Genomic DNA, 18521 nt, shown 5'->3' on the forward strand with positions numbered 1-18521 from the left:
CCTCGCTGAAGTACGTGGTGCTGGGCCAGGGCGAAGTGCGCAGCTGATCGGCTCGCACTCTTCTGCACTGACACGAGCCCGGCGCCCTGCCGGGCTCTTTGCTTTGAAGCCTGCTTGTGATGCTCGACCTCACCCTCACCAACGTGAGCCTGATGCTGCTGGCCTCGGCCGGTGCCGGGCTGGTGGACGCCATCGTGGGCGGCGGCGGGCTCATCATCGTGCCCTCGCTGTTTGGCCTCTTCCCGCAGGCCGTGCCGGCCACACTGCTGGGCACCAACAAGGCCGCGTCCATCTGGGGCACGGGTTGGGCGGCGCTGCAGTACGCGCGGCGTGTGAAGCTGCCCTCGGCCCGGCTGATGGGGGCCATCGTCGCGGCCATGTTGGGCGGCTTACTGGGCGCGTGGCTGGCCACCTTGATCCCGGCGACCCGCTTTCGGGTGGCGCTGCCGGTCGTGCTGGCCGCCGTGTGGATCTACACCCTGTGGCGCAAGGACCTGGGCCACCACCACGCACCCCACTGGTCTGCGCGCACCGAAACGCTGGTTGCCACGTGCATCGGCGGGCTCATCGGTTTTTACGATGGGGTGTTCGGCCCGGGCACCGGCAGCTTCTTTGTGTTCGCACTGGTGCGCCTGCTGGGCTGGGACTTCCTGCATGCCAGCGCCGCGGCCAAGCGCCTGAACTTCGCCACCAATGTGGCCGCCCTGGCCTGGTTCATTCCCCACGGACACGTGGTCTGGGCCTTGTCACTGCCCATGGCCGTGGCCAACATCGTCGGCAGTTCGGTCGGCACGCACCTCGCGCTGAAGCACGGGGTCAGCTTTGTACGCCATGCCTTTTTGTGGGTGGTGGGCGCCCTCATCCTCAAAACAGGCTGGGACGCCTGGGGCCCTTACTTCTCTGCCTGGACGGCCAGCGCAGGCCCCTTGTAAGGCATCCAGCCCACGCTGTGCGCGTGCAGGCTCTGCACAAACAGCTTGCCGTCCATCTCCACCGCAGCGGTCGTTTCCGGATACGACCCAGCGGGATCTTGCAGGTCGTCCAGCACCTTGCCCGACTCGTCAAAGGCGATCAGGTGACCATAAGGCTTGGGCACCGGCCACAGGGCCCGAGGCAAACGCAGGGTCAGCGAGCGGATGAAAGGGTAAGGACCAGCAAAGTCGATCACCGGACTGCGCGGCTTGGTCAGGCCAGTCCACAAGCGACCATCTGCCCCGCGCGACAAGTTGTCCGGGTAACCCGGCAAGTTATCAAGGATCACCTTGGCCGTCCCTTGTGCCAATGCCGCTTCCGCCGACACCGCAGCCGTTCCTGCGCCAGCCCCTGCGTCCAACCTGGACAAATCGACCTTGAGCACTCGGTAGGTCCCGGTTTCCGACAAGAACATCGCTTTCCCATCTGCCGAGAACGCGATGCCATTGGGGAAGCACAAACCATCCATCACCACGCGCGCCTGCCCGGCTGGCGTCAGCGCAATCAAGCGCCCCGTGCAACTGTGTTCCAGGATGTCGAGCACACTGGCCTCAAAGGTGCCACCGTTGTCCCGGGCACCAAAGCGAGTCGAGGCATCGGTCAACCAGATCACGCCACCCGGCCCCACTTTGACCGCGTCGGCATACCGAATCGGGTCCTCGCTGCCACCATGAGGCACGGTCGTCAGCACCGCCTCCACCTTGGCTTGCGACCCCTGACCAGTGATCCGCACCAAGCCCTTCATCGCATCAGCCACCAGCAGGCGCCCTTGCTCATCCACGTCCAGCCCCAAAGGACGCCCGCCTGTGTTGGCCACCAGCGTCTGCCCTTGTCCGTCAGGCTGCATCCGCAGCACATCGCCATTGGCCAAACCGGTATACAGATGCCCGGCATGCGGCAGCAAGAACTCCGGGCCCTCCTGCCCTGCCTGCAAAGCAATCTGCTTCAGCCCGGCCAACTTGTCGTTGACCACATGCGCGCCCGTGTAACCCACGTTGGCTTGCGGGGACCAGGCTGCGGGCTCGATCACCACAGGCCAGAACGCCAGATAAGCCGCGACGGCGACCAATGGGGTCGCCCAGGAGGCCAGCCAATACATCCGCCCCAACGCTTTGCGCTTCATGTCATGTCCTTTGCATTCATCCGACCACAGCGTAAGTCAGATTTCGCACCATCGCCGTCCGGGGATCTCCTGATTCTCACCAGTCAATGAAAGAAAGCTATCGACAAAATTCAGATGATTGAATTCACAATCAACCGTACGCCACACACAATGAGAACCATTCTTGATAAGAGTCCTTACTGAGGAGCGCACCATGGCCAAAACAGCAACCTTCGGCGTCATGCACGTGATCACTGCCTTCACCGTGACGTACGCCATGACCGGCAGCATGGCCGTGGCGGGTGTGGTCACCTTTGTGGAGCCCATCGTCAACACCGTGATGCACTACTTCTTCGACAAGTACTGGGATCACCCTCGTGTCGAAGCCGCTCGCCAAGCGATTGCACGCACGGTGCGCAGCACCCCCAGCACGAGCATGCAAAGAGAAGGCCCCGGTGCGGGGCACGCAGCCGGGGCCTGATCTCGATCTTCAGGGCAAGCCAGACCCTTCGGTCTGGCTGAGCGCATCACTTCTCGACGAAAGCGCGCTCGATCACATAGTCGCCAGCCACGCCTTGCGACGGCGAGATCTGGAAGCCACGATCGTCCAGGATCTTGCACAGATCGGTCAGCATCGATGGGCTGCCGCACATCATGGCGCGGTCGGTATGCGGGTTCAGCGGTGGCAGCCCCAGGTCTTCGGCCATCTTGCCGTTGACGATCAGGTCGGTCAGACGCCCCTGGTTGCGGAAAGGCTCACGCGTCACCAGCGGGTAGTACAGCAGCTTCTCGCGCACCAACTCGCCCAACAGTTCGTGGTCGGGCAGCTCTTCGCTGATGAAGTCGTGATAAGCCAGTTCGGACACGGTACGCACGCCGTGCACCAACACCACCTTGTTGAACTTCTCGTAGGTGTAAGGGTCCTGGATGATGCTCATGAACGGCGCCAGGCCCGTACCGGTACCAAACAGATACAGGTTCATGGCAGGCTTCAGGTCGTCCACGACCAGGGTGCCCACTGCCTTGCGGCTCACCAGAATCTTGTCGCCCACCTTCAAGTGCTGCAGGCGCGATGTCAGCGGACCATCCTGCACCTTGATGGACAGGAACTCCAGATGTTCTTCGTAATTGGCGCTCGCAATCGAGTACGCGCGCATCAGCGGCTTGCCATCCACTTCCAGACCGATCATCACGAAGTGACCGCTGGCAAAGCGCAGCGCCGGATCGCGGGTGGTACGGAAACTGAACAGCGTGTCGTTCCAGTGGTGAACGTGGGTAACGGTCTCTTGATTGAACGCGGCCATGTTGGAAGGTCCTGACGAAAACCCTGAATTGTCCCTCAGATCAAGGGCGCTTGCTGCCTCTTACCCCACAGTTTCGGGGCTTTTCCGCGGGCATAAGCTATGCTCAAAAAGTCATAAAACATTTCTTGCGCCAGATCATGTCTCTCGATCCCCGTACCGCCCTGGTCGTCTTCTCTGGCGGGCAGGATTCCACCGTTTGCCTGGCTTGGGCCCTGTCGCGCTACCGTCATGTCGAAACGATCGGCTTCGACTACGGACAGCGCCACAAAGTGGAGCTCGACTGCCGCACGCGCGTGCGTCAGGCCATCCACGAGCAGTTTCCTGAGTGGTACGCCAGACTGGGCGCCGATCACCTGCTGGATCTCGGCCTGCTCGGCCAGATCTCGGACACCGCGCTGACCGAATCGCGTGCCATTGAAATGCAGGCCAATGGTTTGCCCAACACCTTTGTGCCAGGCCGTAATTTGTTGTTTCTGAACTTTGCCGCTGCACTGGCCTATCGGCGCGGCGCGTCGGTGCTCGTCGGTGGCATGTGCGAAACCGACTTCTCTGGCTACCCCGATTGCCGCGACAACACCCTCAAAGCCCTGCAAGTGGCCATCAGCCTGGGTCTGGACAGCCCCATGACCATCGAGACCCCTTTGATGTGGCTCACCAAAGCGCAAACTTGGCAACTGAGCCAGGACCTGGGCGGACACACTTTGAATGAACTCATCGTGGAGCACACCCATACTTGTTACCTGGGTGATCGCACACAACGCCATGCGTGGGGTTATGGGTGCGGTCAGTGTCCGGCCTGCGCATTGCGCCGCGACGGCCACAACGAGTTTCTGCAAGCCACTTTGAAGGACCCGCAATGAACACGTCTCAGATCGTCATCCTCACGATCGGTGCCATCGTGCTGTTCTGGGCAGTTGGTGCCTACAACCGACTCATCCGCCTGCGCAACGAGATCACCAACGCCTTTGCACAAATCGATGTGCAACTCAAGCGTCGCTTTGACCTCATCCCCAATCTGGTCGAGGTCGCACGCAAGTACATGGAGCACGAACGCGAAACCTTCGAGCGGGTCACCGCCGCGCGCGCACAAGTGCTGGCAGCCACCAATCTGGTCAAGTCCAACCCCAACCAATCCGGCCCCATCAAGAGCCTCGGGCTGGCCGAAGGCGTGCTGGCCAGTGCCATGGACAAGTTCAAAGTGACGATGGAGGCCTACCCTGAACTCAAGGCCGACGAGCACATGCACGAGCTGCGCGAAGAGCTGACGCACACCGAAAACAAGGTGGCCTTTGCGCGCCAACTGTTCAACGATGCCACGCTGGATTACAACAACGCCGCGCAGCAATTTCCCACCAGCCTGGTCGCCAGCATTTTTGGCTTCAAGCGCGCAGAAATGCTGCATGCGACCACATCAGACGCCGAGCGCGCCCCTGTCAAAGTGACGTTCTGAGGTTTGACTGAAACATGCAGTTTCGCCAGCATCAATGGAAGGCTCATCGCAAGACCCTGCACCTGTTTGCCTGGTTCGGCGTACTGCTTGTGGCCCTCACCGCCGCCGTCAACCTGTTCCTGGCGCTCCTCGTCAAGCTGGTCCTTCCGATCGGAGCTGGCTACCCCGCCCTGTTCTTTGAAACGAACACGGCCGTGGTGGTCTTGTTCGTCATCGGCGGTGCCTGGATCGAGACCGCTCGCTTACGCGAGGGGGGAGGCGCGCGTGTCGCGCACTGGTTAGGTGGCGTGGAGATCAACGACCCCGACTCGCGCCTGGAACAACGCCTGCTCAACGTCGTCGATGAAATGGCACTGGCCAGCGGGCAAGCCACGCCACGCGTGTTCGTGCTGCGCCGTGAAGATGCCATCAACGCCATGGTCGCGGGGTGGGGCGACGACGACATCGCCTTGTGCGTCACCCGCGGCGCTCTGGAGCGTTTGAACAGAGCCGAATTGCAAGGCTTGGTGGCGCATGAATTCGGTCACATCAAAGAAGAAGATCTCCCACTCACCATGCGACTGCTGGCCCTGGTATGGGGGCTGTCGCTGGTCCATGGCTATGGTCGCTCACTGATGTCTGCTGACGAGCAAGGTCGGGTCAACTCAGCCGCCTGGCTCATTGGCTTGGTCCTGTCCATCATTGGCTGGCTGGGGTGGCTGGCTGGCCGTGGCTTGCAAGCAGCCATCGCGCGTCAGCGCGAGTACTTGGCAGATGCCAGTGCCATCCAGTTCACACGCACCCGCGATGGCATCGGCAACGTGCTGCGAAAAGTCTGGCACGACCAGCAAACCCTGACTGCCACCATGCACAGTCCCGCCGCGGAGATGGTGGCCTCGCTGCTGCTGTACGAGCCGCCGGGCATGAACTGGCTCTCCAGTCACCCTCCGATTCAGGCACGCATTGCCCGAATCTGCGGCGCTGTCTTGCCGCCCATCCCCGCCCCCATCCTGCGCGAGGAAGTCAACGAAGCACGACACACACGGACGACCGCAGAACCCAGCACCAAAGGGTTCGTCAACGCCCCTGTGATCCCGCTCAGTGCCCTGTCAACGTCTGCAGATCATCCGGCTCCCACCATGAGCACCCCCCTTCACGACGACCGAGACGCCCTCGCGAGATTGCAGCGCCGCCAAGGCCCAACCGAGCGTCGCCTGGTCGTTCTGGGCTTGATGATGGACCCAGAGAACCACCGTGAACTCAAGCTGTGGCGTCAGATTGCAACCGGGTTGACGCATGCCAACGCCATTCTGGAGGACGTGCAACACCTGCACCCGAAACGTCGCCTTCCCGAGTTCGAGCGGATGACGGCACAAATGAGCGGCGACCCAATCGAACAAAAGCGCAAGCTGATTGAAGAAGCCCGTGATTTGTTGCGCGCTGACGGGCGCGTGACCCCGCTGGAGCGACTTTGGTGGCTCACTTTGCGGCACCGCCTGGACACCCAACGCGTGACGCAGTCTGCTCGCTTGGCGCCGCTGAGCATTTCTGACGAAACACCAACCCAGTTCTCCGCCCAGGACCTCGTGCACGCAGGCAACCTCACCGCCTATCTTGCTCGCGTCATTCCGGAGAGCGAGGATCAGCCCGAGATCACCGAGCGTGGATACCTCTGGTGCACTCGCGTCATGAATCGATTCGGGATGCCCGACCCGATTGCGCAAGCATTGAATGCGCCAGATGCAGACACCCTGATGCACAGCCTGGCAGAGGTTCAGGAGCTCTCGTGGCTTCAGCGCCCCTTGCTGCTCAAAGCTTGGGTCGAAGAGACGATCAACCTGAGCTCCACGGGCTTGCTATCGGATCGCCATGCGGACGCTCTGCGGCTGATGGCGTGCCTGCTCGCCTGCCCACTGCCCCCGATGCTGGAAACACACTACCGCCGGATTCAGTGAGATGGGGAGCCACCCGGGCATCAAAAAAGGCCACCGAACCGGTGGCCTTTTTTCTCGAAGCGTCAGGGTCAACTCTTGATGCCCAGCAAACCGTTGCGCAACTCTTCAGGCGCGCCTTGGCCGATGTACATCCGCAGGTAGATCTGGTAAGCCAGTTCGTCCTTGATCGCGCTACCGCCACCGTCCATGGTGAGCAGTTTGCCGTTGTGCGTAGCGGTCCAGCCGGTGCCGGGGATCCAGTCCAGGTTGACCACATCACCCTTCGACACCTTCTTCACGTTGGCGTAGGCGGAACCGATCTGACCAATCGGGCCAATCAAACGCTTGAACTCATCATCCGTTGCAGACTGCTTGAAGTCAGCCAGGAAGATGCGAGAAATGGTGGAGGACGTGAATTCCCGCAAGATGTTGAGCTGAATACGGCGCACACCATCCAGCTTGTAGATGGCATCCGGGTTGCTCGTCTTCTTGGGCAGATACAAAGCGGTCACGTCCGCCTTGAAGTAACCGCGTTTACGAACCGCTGCCCCGTTCAAAATGAGCTTTTGCCCGTTCACCGTCACCGAGTCATCCAGCTCGACGCCTTCCAGTTCCGTTGCGGCCTGAGCGGTCGACGCCCAAGGCAACATCGCCGAAGCAGCCGCACCCATCATCAGTTGACGACGCAGCGAATCCACCCCTTCGGGCTTCTTGATCTGATCACGCATGGTTGAACCTCCAACCAGTTACATCACAGGGGCTTGGAGACAGTCAGCCACACAGCTTGACCTTCGGTACGGTTGCGCGCGTCGAATTCCTTCAGGAACTTGCCTTCGATCAGCATTTCGCCGCCGTTCTTCAGCCAACCCACAGCAGGCCCCACGCCATTCACGCTGATCTTGTTGCCATTCACGATGGTCTTGGCCAAGGTCTGCTGCTGCACGGTTGAGTAACCGCTCAGATCTTGCGTGTCATTGGTGTACTGACGAACGAAGTAGCCTTGCAAACCCACACGCACGTCATCCGACACGAACTTCATGGCCTGCCAGTCGACGTTGGCAACGTTACCCGAGAAGTAACCGTTGTCCTTGTTGCGCGTGTTGAAGGACAGCACCAAACGCGCACCCACATCCCAGCCGTCGCCAATGTAGGCGTATTGAACGGAAGGACGGAAGGTGAAGAAATTGCCGTAGCCTGCGTTGGTACGGGTGGTGGCGTCGTAATCACCTGTCGGCAGCACGATCGTTGGCGCAAAGGTCACGGCTTGATGATCACCAATTTCCCAGTGGAGTACCGGCGACACTTCCACGTCACCAAAACCCAGCGTCGCGCTGCTCGCAGCAGAGACCTTCGCTGCAACGCCTGCCTGAATATTCCCGATCGCACCCGCCGCAGCGGCGCCGCCCAATGCCGCGTTGCCACCGTTCATGGCGGTCAAGACACCGGTGATACTGGTTCGGAAGGCATCAGGCACAGACACGTCTTGTGCAGACAAGTCCAGCTTACGGCGCACCAGCGGCAACATGGCCGTGAAACCCACGTTCGCACCGAACAGACGATTCGTACCCAAGTACGTCACGCGAGGCTGCAGCGCATACGTTTCAGCCTTCAACTTGGTCTTGTACGTGGCGGTGACGCCTGCGGCATAGCCAGCGGCATTGAACAAGGCCGTCTGCTGGGCATTTGCGGGGTCCGGAGTCACCACGCCTGCACCCATTGCATCCTTGCCGTCATTGCCCTTCACCTTGTTGGCGTGGTAAGCCACCATCGGCATTTGGACGTACCAACCTGGCACCAGCGGCGTGGTCATGTCGCTACCGCCGATACCAGGCGAGTAGCGCTGCAGGCCGTTATCGGCCGCCATGGCGCTCGACGCAGCAACGACAGCCAGGACAACGGCAGACAGCTTTGCGGGCGCAACAGATACAGACAGCGTAGAACGAACTTGGCGAACCATCATGACTCCTTGGTCTTCAAACGGTATGTGAAACGGCTTGCTCTTCACGTCAGCCGATTTCCTCAGGGTGTAGGGGAGACTGTGCCCTGACTCGCCGCCCTTAAGTTAAGGGCTTGTCTCCCCAAAGCTACAAAAAAACACGCTTTCGGGCTTGTTCATGACAAGTTGTGACGATCAGTAGCACTCACCGTACTAGGGTTTACTCGCCCTCACCGAACTTGTCGTTGATCAGCGCGAGGATGGCCTGGCTGGCCTCATCCTCTTTCGGCCCATCACATTCCAACTCCACAGAGGTCCCGATCCCTGCGGCCAGCATCATCACACCCATGATGCTCTTGGCATTGACCCGACGGTCGTTGCGCGTCAAAAAAACCTCGCACGGAAAGCTGCTGGCCAATTTCGTCAATTTCGCCGAAGCACGCGCGTGCAAACCCAGCTTATTGCTGATGGTGACGGTGGTCTTGATCATGGGTAGGTTGGATCGCTTGGTTGTGCGGCCTGCTGGATGCGATCTGCATGACACCTTGTGCCCCACCAGCCACCGCCCGGGTCACCACGGCCTCAAGAGGCTCACTGGCGTAATTCATCGCACGCCAAACCATCGGCACATTGACCCCCGTGATGACCTTGACGCGCACGCCATCGGCCAGGCGCTGCACCACATTGCACGGCGTGGCGCCAAACACATCGCTGAGCACCAGCACTTCGCGCCGAGCATCGGATGCTTCAGCCAGCCCCAGCAAGAGGCGAGCCTGAGCTTCGACTTCGTCAATCGGCAAATTGGGGGGCACATCCAGAATCTGGACGTGTTGCGCCGCCTCCGGAAAGCAATGCGCAGCCGCCTGTTTCAAGGCAGAAGCCAAAGGAGCGTGCGCAATGATGAAGAGGCCAGGCATACAGGGCAGATTATCGACGCGCTCACAGAGAAATTGAAAGCACGACGCTGCAGATGGCGTCGTTTTCATCGCAAATCGTCGAAATCCAGATGTTCGTACTAACCCGGAAAGCACCTCGCTTGACAAGACGAGAATCGTGAAGAAGATCACACTTATTAAAACAATGATCTTGGCACTCCCGTGAATGGGGATGGACACACGACAACGTGCTGCGAAAGACTGCAAAAAAACACCTACACCAACAGCCATGCCAAGCTCCTCAGATCGCCTCATGGCGGGACTCACGTCCCAGCCATTCGATGCCGACTCTTTCGAGTCTTTGGCAGAGCACGACCTATCGCGCTGGCACGCCTTGCTCGCGCAAGTTGGCTGCGAGCTGGCTGAGCCGCTGACTTCGGCGCTGGAACGCGTCACCGCCATGACCACGACCGGGCGGATCGATCGTCTCGGCCTGCGCGCCCTGCGCGCGGAACTGGATCGCGCACGTCAAGCCGGTATCTGGTCTCAGCAGATTGCCCGCCTGGCCTCCGGCCACATTCGTCAAAGTCACGAGCGCGTTCATCTGACGCACACACTTCAAAGTGTGCTGGCCTATCGTGCCAGGGAGCTGCATAACCACGGCATCCAGCTGACGCAATCCTTGACCCCCACGGAGGCGCAAGTCGATGCCTCCATGTTGTTTGGTTTGCTCAACGCGCTGGTCGACTGGTGGCTGCAGGCCGCGCAAGGCACGATTGACATCCGTGTAGAAACCCAAGGCTGGCCAGAGCAGGCTTGCCTGACATGCCGGGTTCAGCACCACCCTCAGGATTTCTTCAGCGCCATCAACATGGACACCCTGTGCGCCAGCCTGAGCACGTTGGAGTGGCGGCTGCTGGAGCAGTACACCCTGACCATGGGCGTCGGCCTGGAGCGTGACATTGGCGCCAGCCACGTCCGAGTTCACTTGCAATTTCCGATCGCCCCGCCCGTCGCACTGGAACCGGAACCCGCGCAGCTGGGTTTCCTGGACTCGGTCAACTCGCGCCCACTGGCCGGCAGCCATGTCTTGATCGTGGCTTCTCGTCGCGACCTGCGGGTTCGGATGAGAGAAAGTTTGAAATCGATGGGACTGATCCTCGACTTCGTCAACACGATTCAGGACGCCATCGACTTCTGTCAGGAAGGCTTGCCCCATGCCATCGTGTTCGATGGCGCGCTCCGGTCAGCAGACTTTGAGCAACTCGCCACCAGCATCCGCAAGGAAGTCCCCGAGTTCGTGTTCATTGAACTGGTTGAGGGGGTGGGCAATTTCGAAATGGCCAGCACCTGTCACGATGGGATGGCCAAAGTCGGGCGTCACGTTCTGGATACCGCACTGCCATCAGCACTGGTTTACGAACTGGGCCGCATCATGTGATGCGAACAGGCCCATCAGACAGGCTGACTGAGCAACTCCGCCAGCAATTTGTGAAGCGCAGCAAAATCGGGCTCCCCCACAAATCGCTTCACGATTTCCCCGCGGCGGTTGACCACAAAGGTGGTCGGGGTCATCTGGATGTCACCAAACGCCTTGGACACGCCTGCATCGCGGTCAAACACGACCTTGAACGGTAGCTGTCGACTTTGCGTGAACTGCGCAACATACTCTGGCGAGTCATAGGACATGGCCACAGCCAAGGTTTCCAGCCCTTGGGCCTGAAACTTCTGATGCGTGGCCACCAGTTCCGGCATTTCTTTGATGCAGGTCGCGCAACTGGTTGCCCAGAAGTTCACGATCAGTACCTTGCCCTTCAGATCAGCGGTGCGGTGTGCGCTGCCATCCAACTGCACATAGGGCACGTCGGGCATCTGCGGAACCGCGGACTGAAAACAGCCTGCCAACATCAGCGGCAGCATCCATGCAAACAGGCGGCGGCTCAGTATCATCGAAGGCTTCACAGTGGTCAGAGGAAAAGTTGCCATGAATCGTCGACACGTATTGTCATCTCTCTGCGGCGCCAGCGCCAGCATGTTGGCTTTTCATCTCGTGCCAAGCAGCGCCTGGGCAGCAAGCTTCTCTAACACCGACGCCATTTCAGCCTTGCGAGCCGCGCTGTCCAAGGGCGCTGACGTGGCGGTATCCCAGCTGGGCGCCGCCGATGGATTCCTGGGCAACGACAAAGTTCGCATCGGTTTGCCAGACATGCTGGAAAAGGCATCCCCCATCCTGCGCACCATGGGGCGTGGCAAGCAGTTGGATGAACTGATTTCGGCCATGAACCATGCTGCAGAACAATCCGTTGCCTTGGCTCGCCCATTGCTGGCCGATGCGATCAAGAGCATGTCGATTCAAGACGCGCAAAACATCCTGCAAGGTGGCGACAACGCGGTGACACAGTACTTTGCCACCAAGACCCGAGCCCCTCTCACGCGGCGTTTTCAGCCGGTGGTCAACCAAGTGGTGGACAAACTGGCCGTCACCCGCAGCTACAACGAACTGGCCGGCAAAGCCAGTGCGTTTGGGGTCGTCAAGGGATCAGCCATGACGGTGCAAGACCATGTCACCGCCAAAGCATTGGACGCGCTGTACTTCGTGATTGGTGAAGAAGAGCGTCGCATCCGACGCGACCCGGTCGGCACAGGCAGCGCCATCCTCAAGAAGGTTTTCGGGGCTTTGTAAGCAGATCACCGACCTTGTCCACCTGAGGGTCCCCCCAGGGACCTGTCACCAGGAACTCTTGCGTGGTCACGTCAGCCATCTGTTTGCGCAGCAGATACTGCGCGATGAACGTGCCCAAGCCAACGACCGGGTTGATGGCGGCGTAGGCCAATGACGCCCCCTCAGCGTTGATTTGAGGAACCACGTAAACATGGAGGTTTTGCGTTTCCTTGGCCAGATCCGCTTGCCCTTCCATCAGCACCACCGCTTGCACGCCACGCATCCGCAAGTTACGCGTGGCCGCCACGCCTTGCGTGATCTTGACATCTCCGTCAATGGCATCGAAAGCAAAGCCCTGCTGGAACAGATCGCGGAAGTCCAGCGTCAGACGTCGAGGCAAGGACTGCAGGCTCAACACCCCCAACAACTTTGCGGCGCCTGGCTCCACTTTCAGGAATTGCCCTTCGCTGATTTGAATGGTCAGATCGCCAGACATGGACGGTGGGTCCGGCTCCAGAGGCGAACCAGACCAACTGACCTGCCCCGCAATTCGGCCCTTACCGCCCTTCATGGTTTGGGGCAGTCCCAACCGCGTCAGCAAGGCACCGCTGTTGGCCAGATCCAAACCGAATGTGAAGTTGGACCGTGGGCGCACCTTGGCTTTCCCTCCGGACGTGGCGACGGTGGCCGCCCAACTGCCTGACGCATCCAGTTGCGCCTCGGGTGTTTTCATTCTGAACTTGGTCAATCGCCACTCGGGCACCCCAGCCGTACCGGCCGCCAGGCGATTGATCGCTTCCACCTCGATGCGCCCCAAGGGCAGCCCCGCCCACTCGAATTGATCGATGGTCACATCCAGTGCCGGCAACGAGGAGGCGTCAGGTGACAGCATCTGCTCGGTCGCATCTTCCTGAATGGCCTGCGCCTCGGCCTTGGGCACAGCAAGACGCGACAACCTCGCAATCAGCCGAGAGCCTGCGGTGCCCTTGGCCAATGGCGCACGCTCGGGCACCCACTCCAGTTGCCCTGCAGCTTGCTGGGATGCCAATTGCACGCGCCACACTCCACCTTCAGGATGTGCAACCGAGGCGTTCACATCGCGCAGCGTCCGCTTTTGCAGCGTCAAGCTGGGCGTGCGCACCAAGATGCTGTCAGGCACATAGCTTTCCCCGGCGTCCCCTGTTGGCTGAGCATTCGCTGGCGCCGACACGTCATGGATGTCCAGCACCTGTTTACCGACCGGCGTCCACGCATCGAGATCCAGCGCATTCACCAGCACCTGAGCGGTCACGCCCTTGGCCGGCAAACTCAGCGCCGCCCCAAGGCCCGTGGTTTGCTGCAGACTGATGAGCCCTCGCGTCACCCGAGCGACAGGCCCTGAAGTGTCACGACGGTAATCCACACGCAGCCACGGCGTTGTGGCCGATGTCATGTGCAAGGACTGTGGGTTACCGACGTCCACAATCAGTTCATCCTGATGCTCCTGCGCGTCATCGAGCCGGTGGGTCACCTGCAAGGGCCACACAGCCTGCGCAGGCTTGTTCAGGGGCGCAGGCAGGGTCGTGCCCATCCCTTGCAAACTGGAACTCACCGTGACCTCGGATTTGGTGCCAATCGTCACGGCCACATTGAAGGGTGTTTCGCCCTGCATGTGCTGCGCAAGTCTGGCCAAAATGGGGTATTCCTGCGATTGCCTCAACCCCTCTGCGGACATTTGACCGCGGGCAGCAAACCGAATCACGCCGTCCGTCCCTCTGGCGCCCTCAACCGTCGCATCGTGGCCCCACACGCGCGCTCGCGCCTGCACGTTCAATTGCGACTCGGTGAGGTTGATCGTGCCCTTCAGTGCGGAGAGCACAGGCACCGACGGACTGATCCGCAAACTGGCCTGGTCTCGCTCGGTCAGCAGCACACCCGCTTTCAGCTTCGTCTGTTCCGTGCGATCCAAGGGGATATCCAGAGACAGCTGCAACGTTGCGGCGCCCGTTCCCTGCGCCTGACTCAAGGCATGCCCCGTCCACTCGTTGATGGGTGACAGCGCCAAGAAGCGCATCAGATCATTCAGCGGCCCCTCGCCCTGTCCTTTGATCGTCAGATGCGGATCATGGCTCCCCAAATTGTCGATTCGGCCTTCGACCTTGCGTAGCGCGAAATTGCCAGTTCCCACTCCCCCCAGGCGGCCGTTGGCGTCCTGAATGAGCATGCGCTGCCCCTCGAACACCAGCAAGCCGTCCAGCCCGGTAAAGGCTGGCCAAAACCCTGCCTTGGCACCCGGAGCCAAACCCAACAGGGAGGGCGGCACATAGTCCAAGGTCACATTTTTCAGAGGGACACGAACTCTGAAACGGCCACCTTGGTCGTTTTCAAAGGGGAAATCGTCCAAATTCCCCTTCACCTCGAAGCTCACGTCTTCGCCTTGCCCACTCTTCATGGCCAAGTGCACATACTCTCGGGGTCCAGATGGAATACTCGTCGGCAGATAGCGCCAAACGCTCGTGGCCTGCGCACGTTGCAAGCGCCCCGACAAATCCAAGACACCCGGCAGGGACGCGAGAGGCTTGCCATCTCGACCAGGCTGTCCTCGCCCCGTCCGCCACGTTCCAGCCAGACTCCCCTGCGCGTCTGCATTGGCGAAACTGGCTTCGGTGACCTTCACCTCAACGCCATCGGTCAGCCCTTTACCCGCAGGCAACACGGTCCAATTGACCAAAGCTCTCAACGACGACAGCTCAATGCGTGGATCCTCGAAGACCCCGGGGAAAGCCAACCATCCGTCACGCATCGTCAGCTCAGCCTGCCCGCCTCGCTCGTCGGCCGAGATGCGCACATCCGCACCACTCAAGCCAGGACGCTCACTCTGACTGGCCTCTGCCAAGCCAAGCCCTGTCACTTGCCCTTTGAGCTTGTAGTGGCTCGGCGCCGTCAACTGCCCCACCCACTGACCATCCAGCCCGGAAACCACGCCACGGGGCGCCATCTCGGACAAGCGCTGCCGCAGCCCCTCAGCCAGCGGCAAACGGTCTGCGATCTGCGCCAGCAATGCCAGATCCAAACGCTCAGCTTGAATGCTCCCGCCTTGCGTTGATGCCCAGTTCGCCTGCGTCCATCCCCCCTTCCAGGCCGCGTGCTGCCATGACAAACGTCCACTGCTGGCTGGCCAGTTCAAGCCGTCCTGCAATACAAAAGCCAGCTGACTGAACGACAGTGTCGACACTGTGGGCTCGTTTTGGACGGCCACCTCGCCGGCCAGAGTCTTGAAGGCCAAGGGATTCAGATCCCCGGCCAACCGTACCTGCACATCCTGCAAGTTCAGCGACACACTCACATTGCGTGGCTCGCCTTTGCGCAAGGAGAGCTCACCGCTGACCGAACCGCGCCCCCCATTGATCTCGACGGGAAGACTGAGGTGTTGCTTCAACCGCTGCACATCCACATGCGGCAATGTCACGCGCACCTTGCCCGACCACGTCTGCCAATGCGTCGGCCGGGTCAGCCCCACTTTCAGTTGCTGCCACCAGCCAGGGGTATCGCCCTCTTTCACGTCCAGCGTCGAGGAGGTCGCCCACAGAGGCTGGTGCATGTCCCCTCGGACCTCAAACCGACGACCGAACTCCGCAGAAGGTGTCGCCGCCAGCGCCAGCTCATGCTTTCGTCGCCCCAGCCCCAAGCCATTGCGCAAGAGCAATTCCACCTGCTGCAAAGCCAATGGCTGCGCCCCGCGCAACTCATCGGTCCAACGAACCGTGCCTTGGGTAATTTGGATTCGAGGCTGAGACAACACCCAGTCCAGCCCACTTTGCCCGCCATTTGCTGCCGAACGTGCGGACGAAACCTTGAGCCCAGCCACGTGGATGACGCCCGACGCGTCCCGGCGCACATCCAGCTCAGGACGAACCAGCGTGAGTCGATCCAATCGCACCTCACCGGACAACAAGGCAACTGGCGACAAGGTGCCCAGAGAGATCCGCGCAGACACCTGCGGCAACGACAAAGCCACCTGCCCGCGCTCATCCAACAACGCCACCTGATTGAGGGTCAGCGTAGGCCAGATGCCATCAGCCTGCCCCTGCACCGACCCCAACCGGACCGTCACCCCTAAAGCCCGTGTGGCTTGTTCAGCCAGATCAAACCGCCAAGCATCCGCACGGGGCAGAATTTGAGTCAAGACGATGCCCCAAGCAATTGCCAGCAACGCCAACATGGTGCCTAACGCGACGCCCGTCCACTTCAGCAGACGTCGGCCAGTGCGCCCGACGAAAAAGGCGGACGCTTTCAACCAGCCACGGCGCAAACTTTCGGCTGCTTGGTGTGTTTCAGAAACGGGGCTCGACACAGACATGCAAAAACAACACTTTTCTTCAGTCGAACCACCTAATGCAGCCACTGCGCGGCTGCTCTAACATCCGCATCACAGCCTCAGGGATCGACAAGCGATAACCCTAGCACAGACCACTCAGCCGGCCACACGCTTCCATGATTGATTTCCCGTCCGACGCTGTCAAAACAGACGCTCCAGCCGATCACTCACGCTTTGTGCAGCGCGTACGGCGTCGCTATGGCGTGGAATGGGAGCATTTCGCCCAAACTGCCCCCGGCACACCTCGTACGGCACACATCCAGGCACTGATCGATCATCTGCTGTCACAAGGTCGGGAGTTGGGTTCGGCATTGCGGATCACGCGTCAGCTGGTTCTGGAACGACTGGTTTGCCAAGATGTCACGGCCGGCGCCCCCATGCTGGACATCACGGCATCGGTGACTGAATTGGCAGAGGTCACCCTCGATCGTGCGCTGACGGCGGCAGAGGCCGAGCTGGATCAAAAACACGGCGCACCACTCAACGACCAAGGCCAGCGCGTTGACATGTGGGTCATCGGCATGGGCAAGCTGGGCGGGCGCGAGTTGAACGTTTCGTCCGACATCGACCTCATCTACGTCTATGAAGACGAGGGCCACACCACAGGCATCGAAGACGGCGGCGTGGTGCGCGGTCGCATCACCGCCCATGAATACTTCAGCCAGGTGGCCCGCCGGCTGTCCACCCTGATCGGCGACACCACCGAAGACGGCTTCGTCTTCCGCGTCGATCTGGCCCTGCGCCCCAACGGCAACTCCGGCCCCTCCGTGGTCAGCATGGGGATGCTGGAGGAGTACTTCCTCGTTCAGGGTCGTGAATGGGAGCGCTTTGCCTGGCTCAAGAGCCGCATCATTGCGCCCCGGCGCGCCATGCCCGGCGGCGAACACCACCAGCGTGCCCTCGCCCTGCGCGATCTGGTCATGCCCTTCGTCTTCCGCCGTTATCTTGACTACGGCGTGTTCGAAGGGCTGCGGCAACTGCACCGCAAGATCCGTGACGAGGCCACCCGACGCGCCGCCGGCCGCCCCGAGCGCGCCAACGACGTCAAACTGGCCCGCGGCGGCATCCGCGAAATCGAGTTCACCGTGCAATTGCTGCAGGTGGTACGCGGCGGTCAGTTCCCGGAAATCCGCACCCGCTCCACGCTCAAGGCGCTGCCTCGCCTGGCGGCTCGCGGCCTGATTCCCGCCGACAAGGCCGAGAAACTGGCCGAGGCCTACACCTTCCTGCGCCGCATCGAGCACCGCATCCAGTTCCTCGACGACCAGCAGACCCACATGCTGCCCACTGAGGATGCCGACCTCGCCTGGATCGCCAACAGCCTGGGGATCCTCCCCCGCGAACAAGGCAGCGCCGACCGCCCCGAGTGCCGCTCCAGCACCTGCCAGATGCTCGAAGCCCTGTGCAATGTGCGCGAGTTTGTGGCCACCGAATTCGATGCCCTGCTCCACGACGGCCGCGATTCCAAAGCCACCGGCTGCAAGGGCTGTGGTGGGCCACCGCTGCCCGTGGACAGCGAAGAGTTCCTCGCCAAATTGCCGGAAGACCTGGCGCCACACGTACGCCAGTTCGCCCTGCACAGCAAGGTCGCCTTGCTGTCCGATGCGGCCAAGCTGCGTCTGGCCAAACTGATTGGCCGCGCCACCAAGGCTGCCCTGGACGCCCCCGAGGGCCCGGACGGCGCGCCGTGCATGAGTACCGACACCGTGCGCCACTTTGTGGACTGGCTGACACCCCTGCTGCGCCGCGACAGCTACCTGGCCCTGCTCGACGAACGCCCCGAGGTGCTCAACCGCCTGTTGCGCCTGCTGGGCCTGGCCAAGTGGCCCATGCAGTACCTCCTGCGACACCCCGGTGTCATCGACGAGTTGGCCGACCCGCGCCTGCTGGACAGCCGTTTTGACGCCGCGGCCTACCAGCGCGACCTCGAAGACCGCCACACCGCCTGGG

Annotated in this window: 15 protein-coding genes and 1 pseudogene; 8 read left to right on the forward strand and 8 right to left on the reverse strand. The window is 61.1% G+C overall.

Annotated elements, in window-relative coordinates; translation table 11 throughout:
- Positions 1-119: 119 nt before the first annotated feature.
- Positions 120-932, forward strand: coding sequence for a sulfite exporter TauE/SafE family protein (locus ACMV18_RS09035; RefSeq protein ID WP_420817566.1), 813 nt, complete (start codon positions 120-122; stop codon positions 930-932).
- On the opposite strand, the gene ACMV18_RS09040 is transcribed toward ACMV18_RS09035, so the two are convergent.
- Positions 893-2095: an SMP-30/gluconolactonase/LRE family protein gene (locus ACMV18_RS09040; RefSeq protein ID WP_420817567.1), complete on the reverse strand. Its 1203-nt coding sequence runs from the start codon at positions 2093-2095 to the stop codon at positions 893-895. The two genes, ACMV18_RS09035 and ACMV18_RS09040, sit on opposite strands and share 40 nt — an antisense overlap.
- A gap of 193 nt (positions 2096-2288) precedes the next feature.
- On the opposite strand from ACMV18_RS09040, the gene ACMV18_RS09045 reads away from it, so the two are divergent.
- Positions 2289-2555, forward strand: a complete 267-nt coding sequence (locus ACMV18_RS09045) for a DUF2061 domain-containing protein (protein ID WP_420817568.1) — start codon at positions 2289-2291, stop codon at positions 2553-2555.
- 46 nt (positions 2556-2601) lie between these two features.
- On the opposite strand, the gene ACMV18_RS09050 is transcribed toward ACMV18_RS09045, so the two are convergent.
- A complete protein-coding gene (locus ACMV18_RS09050) occupies positions 2602-3378 on the reverse strand; it encodes a ferredoxin--NADP reductase (RefSeq protein ID WP_374257928.1) in 777 nt (258 codons plus the stop codon).
- A gap of 137 nt (positions 3379-3515) precedes the next feature.
- Here ACMV18_RS09050 and queC point away from each other — a divergent pair, with 137 nt between their 5' ends.
- The 3 genes from queC to ACMV18_RS09065 are packed head-to-tail and all read left to right on the forward strand — an operon-like array spanning position 3516 to position 6762.
- Entirely contained in the window at positions 3516-4238 is a 723-nt protein-coding gene (queC, locus tag ACMV18_RS09055; RefSeq protein WP_420817569.1) for a 7-cyano-7-deazaguanine synthase QueC, read from the forward strand.
- Positions 4235-4828, forward strand: coding sequence for a LemA family protein (locus tag ACMV18_RS09060; protein ID WP_374257925.1), 594 nt, complete (start codon positions 4235-4237; stop codon positions 4826-4828). The genes queC and ACMV18_RS09060 overlap by 4 nt, the downstream gene beginning before the upstream one ends.
- Positions 4829-4842: 14 nt before the next feature.
- Complete coding sequence (locus tag ACMV18_RS09065; protein ID WP_420817570.1) at positions 4843-6762, forward strand: M48 family metalloprotease; 1920 nt, start codon at positions 4843-4845, stop codon at positions 6760-6762.
- A 68-nt stretch (positions 6763-6830) separates the two neighbouring features.
- On the opposite strand, the gene ACMV18_RS09070 is transcribed toward ACMV18_RS09065, so the two are convergent.
- The 4 genes from ACMV18_RS09070 to ACMV18_RS09085 form a co-directional block, all read right to left on the reverse strand.
- Positions 6831-7469, reverse strand: coding sequence for a chalcone isomerase family protein (locus ACMV18_RS09070; protein ID WP_420817571.1), 639 nt, complete (start codon positions 7467-7469; stop codon positions 6831-6833).
- Positions 7470-7492: 23 nt separating this feature from the next.
- Entirely contained in the window at positions 7493-8701 is a 1209-nt protein-coding gene (locus tag ACMV18_RS09075) for a SphA family protein (protein ID WP_420817572.1), read from the reverse strand.
- Positions 8702-8897: 196 nt separating this feature from the next.
- The gene (locus ACMV18_RS09080; protein WP_420817573.1) at positions 8898-9167 is read right to left on the reverse strand and encodes an HPr family phosphocarrier protein; all 270 of its coding nucleotides are present in this window, start codon (positions 9165-9167) and stop codon (positions 8898-8900) included.
- Positions 9136-9594 (reverse strand): PTS sugar transporter subunit IIA, encoded by a 459-nt coding sequence (locus tag ACMV18_RS09085; RefSeq protein WP_374257917.1) that lies wholly within the window; start codon positions 9592-9594, stop codon positions 9136-9138. The genes ACMV18_RS09080 and ACMV18_RS09085 overlap by 32 nt, the downstream gene beginning before the upstream one ends.
- A 247-nt stretch (positions 9595-9841) precedes the next feature.
- Here ACMV18_RS09085 and ACMV18_RS09090 point away from each other — a divergent pair, with 247 nt between their 5' ends.
- Positions 9842-10993: a hypothetical protein gene (locus tag ACMV18_RS09090; RefSeq protein ID WP_420817574.1), complete on the forward strand. Its 1152-nt coding sequence runs from the start codon at positions 9842-9844 to the stop codon at positions 10991-10993.
- 14 nt (positions 10994-11007) lie between these two features.
- On the opposite strand, the gene ACMV18_RS09095 is transcribed toward ACMV18_RS09090, so the two are convergent.
- The gene (locus tag ACMV18_RS09095) at positions 11008-11502 is read right to left on the reverse strand and encodes a TlpA disulfide reductase family protein (protein WP_420817575.1); all 495 of its coding nucleotides are present in this window, start codon (positions 11500-11502) and stop codon (positions 11008-11010) included.
- 34 nt (positions 11503-11536) lie between these two features.
- On the opposite strand from ACMV18_RS09095, the gene ACMV18_RS09100 reads away from it, so the two are divergent.
- A complete protein-coding gene (locus tag ACMV18_RS09100; protein WP_420817576.1) occupies positions 11537-12235 on the forward strand; it encodes a DUF4197 domain-containing protein in 699 nt (232 codons plus the stop codon).
- On the opposite strand, the gene ACMV18_RS09105 is transcribed toward ACMV18_RS09100, so the two are convergent.
- Entirely contained in the window at positions 12210-16553 is a 4344-nt protein-coding gene (locus ACMV18_RS09105; protein ID WP_420817577.1) for a YhdP family protein, read from the reverse strand. The two genes, ACMV18_RS09100 and ACMV18_RS09105, sit on opposite strands and share 26 nt — an antisense overlap.
- Positions 16554-16687: 134 nt before the next feature.
- On the opposite strand from ACMV18_RS09105, the pseudogene ACMV18_RS09110 reads away from it, so the two are divergent.
- Positions 16688-18521, forward strand: a pseudogene (locus ACMV18_RS09110) (glutamine-synthetase adenylyltransferase); the annotation flags it as partial.

It is taken from the genome of Aquabacterium sp., assembly GCF_048860245.1.
Lineage (GTDB): Bacteria > Pseudomonadota > Gammaproteobacteria > Burkholderiales > Burkholderiaceae_C > Aquabacterium.

Excerpts from the sequence above, each read along its gene's own strand:
- ACMV18_RS09035 (WP_420817566.1), top strand. The coding sequence starts at position 120 with ATGCTCGACCTCACCCTCACCAACGTGAGCCTGATGCTGCTGGCCTCG.
- ACMV18_RS09040 (WP_420817567.1), bottom strand. The coding sequence starts at position 2,095 with ATGAAGCGCAAAGCGTTGGGGCGGATGTATTGGCTGGCCTCCTGGGCG.
- ACMV18_RS09045 (WP_420817568.1), top strand. The coding sequence starts at position 2,289 with ATGGCCAAAACAGCAACCTTCGGCGTCATGCACGTGATCACTGCCTTC.
- ACMV18_RS09050 (WP_374257928.1), bottom strand. The coding sequence starts at position 3,378 with ATGGCCGCGTTCAATCAAGAGACCGTTACCCACGTTCACCACTGGAAC.
- queC (WP_420817569.1), top strand. The coding sequence starts at position 3,516 with ATGTCTCTCGATCCCCGTACCGCCCTGGTCGTCTTCTCTGGCGGGCAG.
- ACMV18_RS09060 (WP_374257925.1), top strand. The coding sequence starts at position 4,235 with ATGAACACGTCTCAGATCGTCATCCTCACGATCGGTGCCATCGTGCTG.
- ACMV18_RS09065 (WP_420817570.1), top strand. The coding sequence starts at position 4,843 with ATGCAGTTTCGCCAGCATCAATGGAAGGCTCATCGCAAGACCCTGCAC.
- ACMV18_RS09070 (WP_420817571.1), bottom strand. The coding sequence starts at position 7,469 with ATGCGTGATCAGATCAAGAAGCCCGAAGGGGTGGATTCGCTGCGTCGT.
- ACMV18_RS09075 (WP_420817572.1), bottom strand. The coding sequence starts at position 8,701 with ATGATGGTTCGCCAAGTTCGTTCTACGCTGTCTGTATCTGTTGCGCCC.
- ACMV18_RS09080 (WP_420817573.1), bottom strand. The coding sequence starts at position 9,167 with ATGATCAAGACCACCGTCACCATCAGCAATAAGCTGGGTTTGCACGCG.
- ACMV18_RS09085 (WP_374257917.1), bottom strand. The coding sequence starts at position 9,594 with ATGCCTGGCCTCTTCATCATTGCGCACGCTCCTTTGGCTTCTGCCTTG.
- ACMV18_RS09090 (WP_420817574.1), top strand. The coding sequence starts at position 9,842 with ATGCCAAGCTCCTCAGATCGCCTCATGGCGGGACTCACGTCCCAGCCA.
- ACMV18_RS09095 (WP_420817575.1), bottom strand. The coding sequence starts at position 11,502 with ATGATACTGAGCCGCCGCCTGTTTGCATGGATGCTGCCGCTGATGTTG.
- ACMV18_RS09100 (WP_420817576.1), top strand. The coding sequence starts at position 11,537 with ATGAATCGTCGACACGTATTGTCATCTCTCTGCGGCGCCAGCGCCAGC.
- ACMV18_RS09105 (WP_420817577.1), bottom strand. The coding sequence starts at position 16,553 with ATGTCTGTGTCGAGCCCCGTTTCTGAAACACACCAAGCAGCCGAAAGT.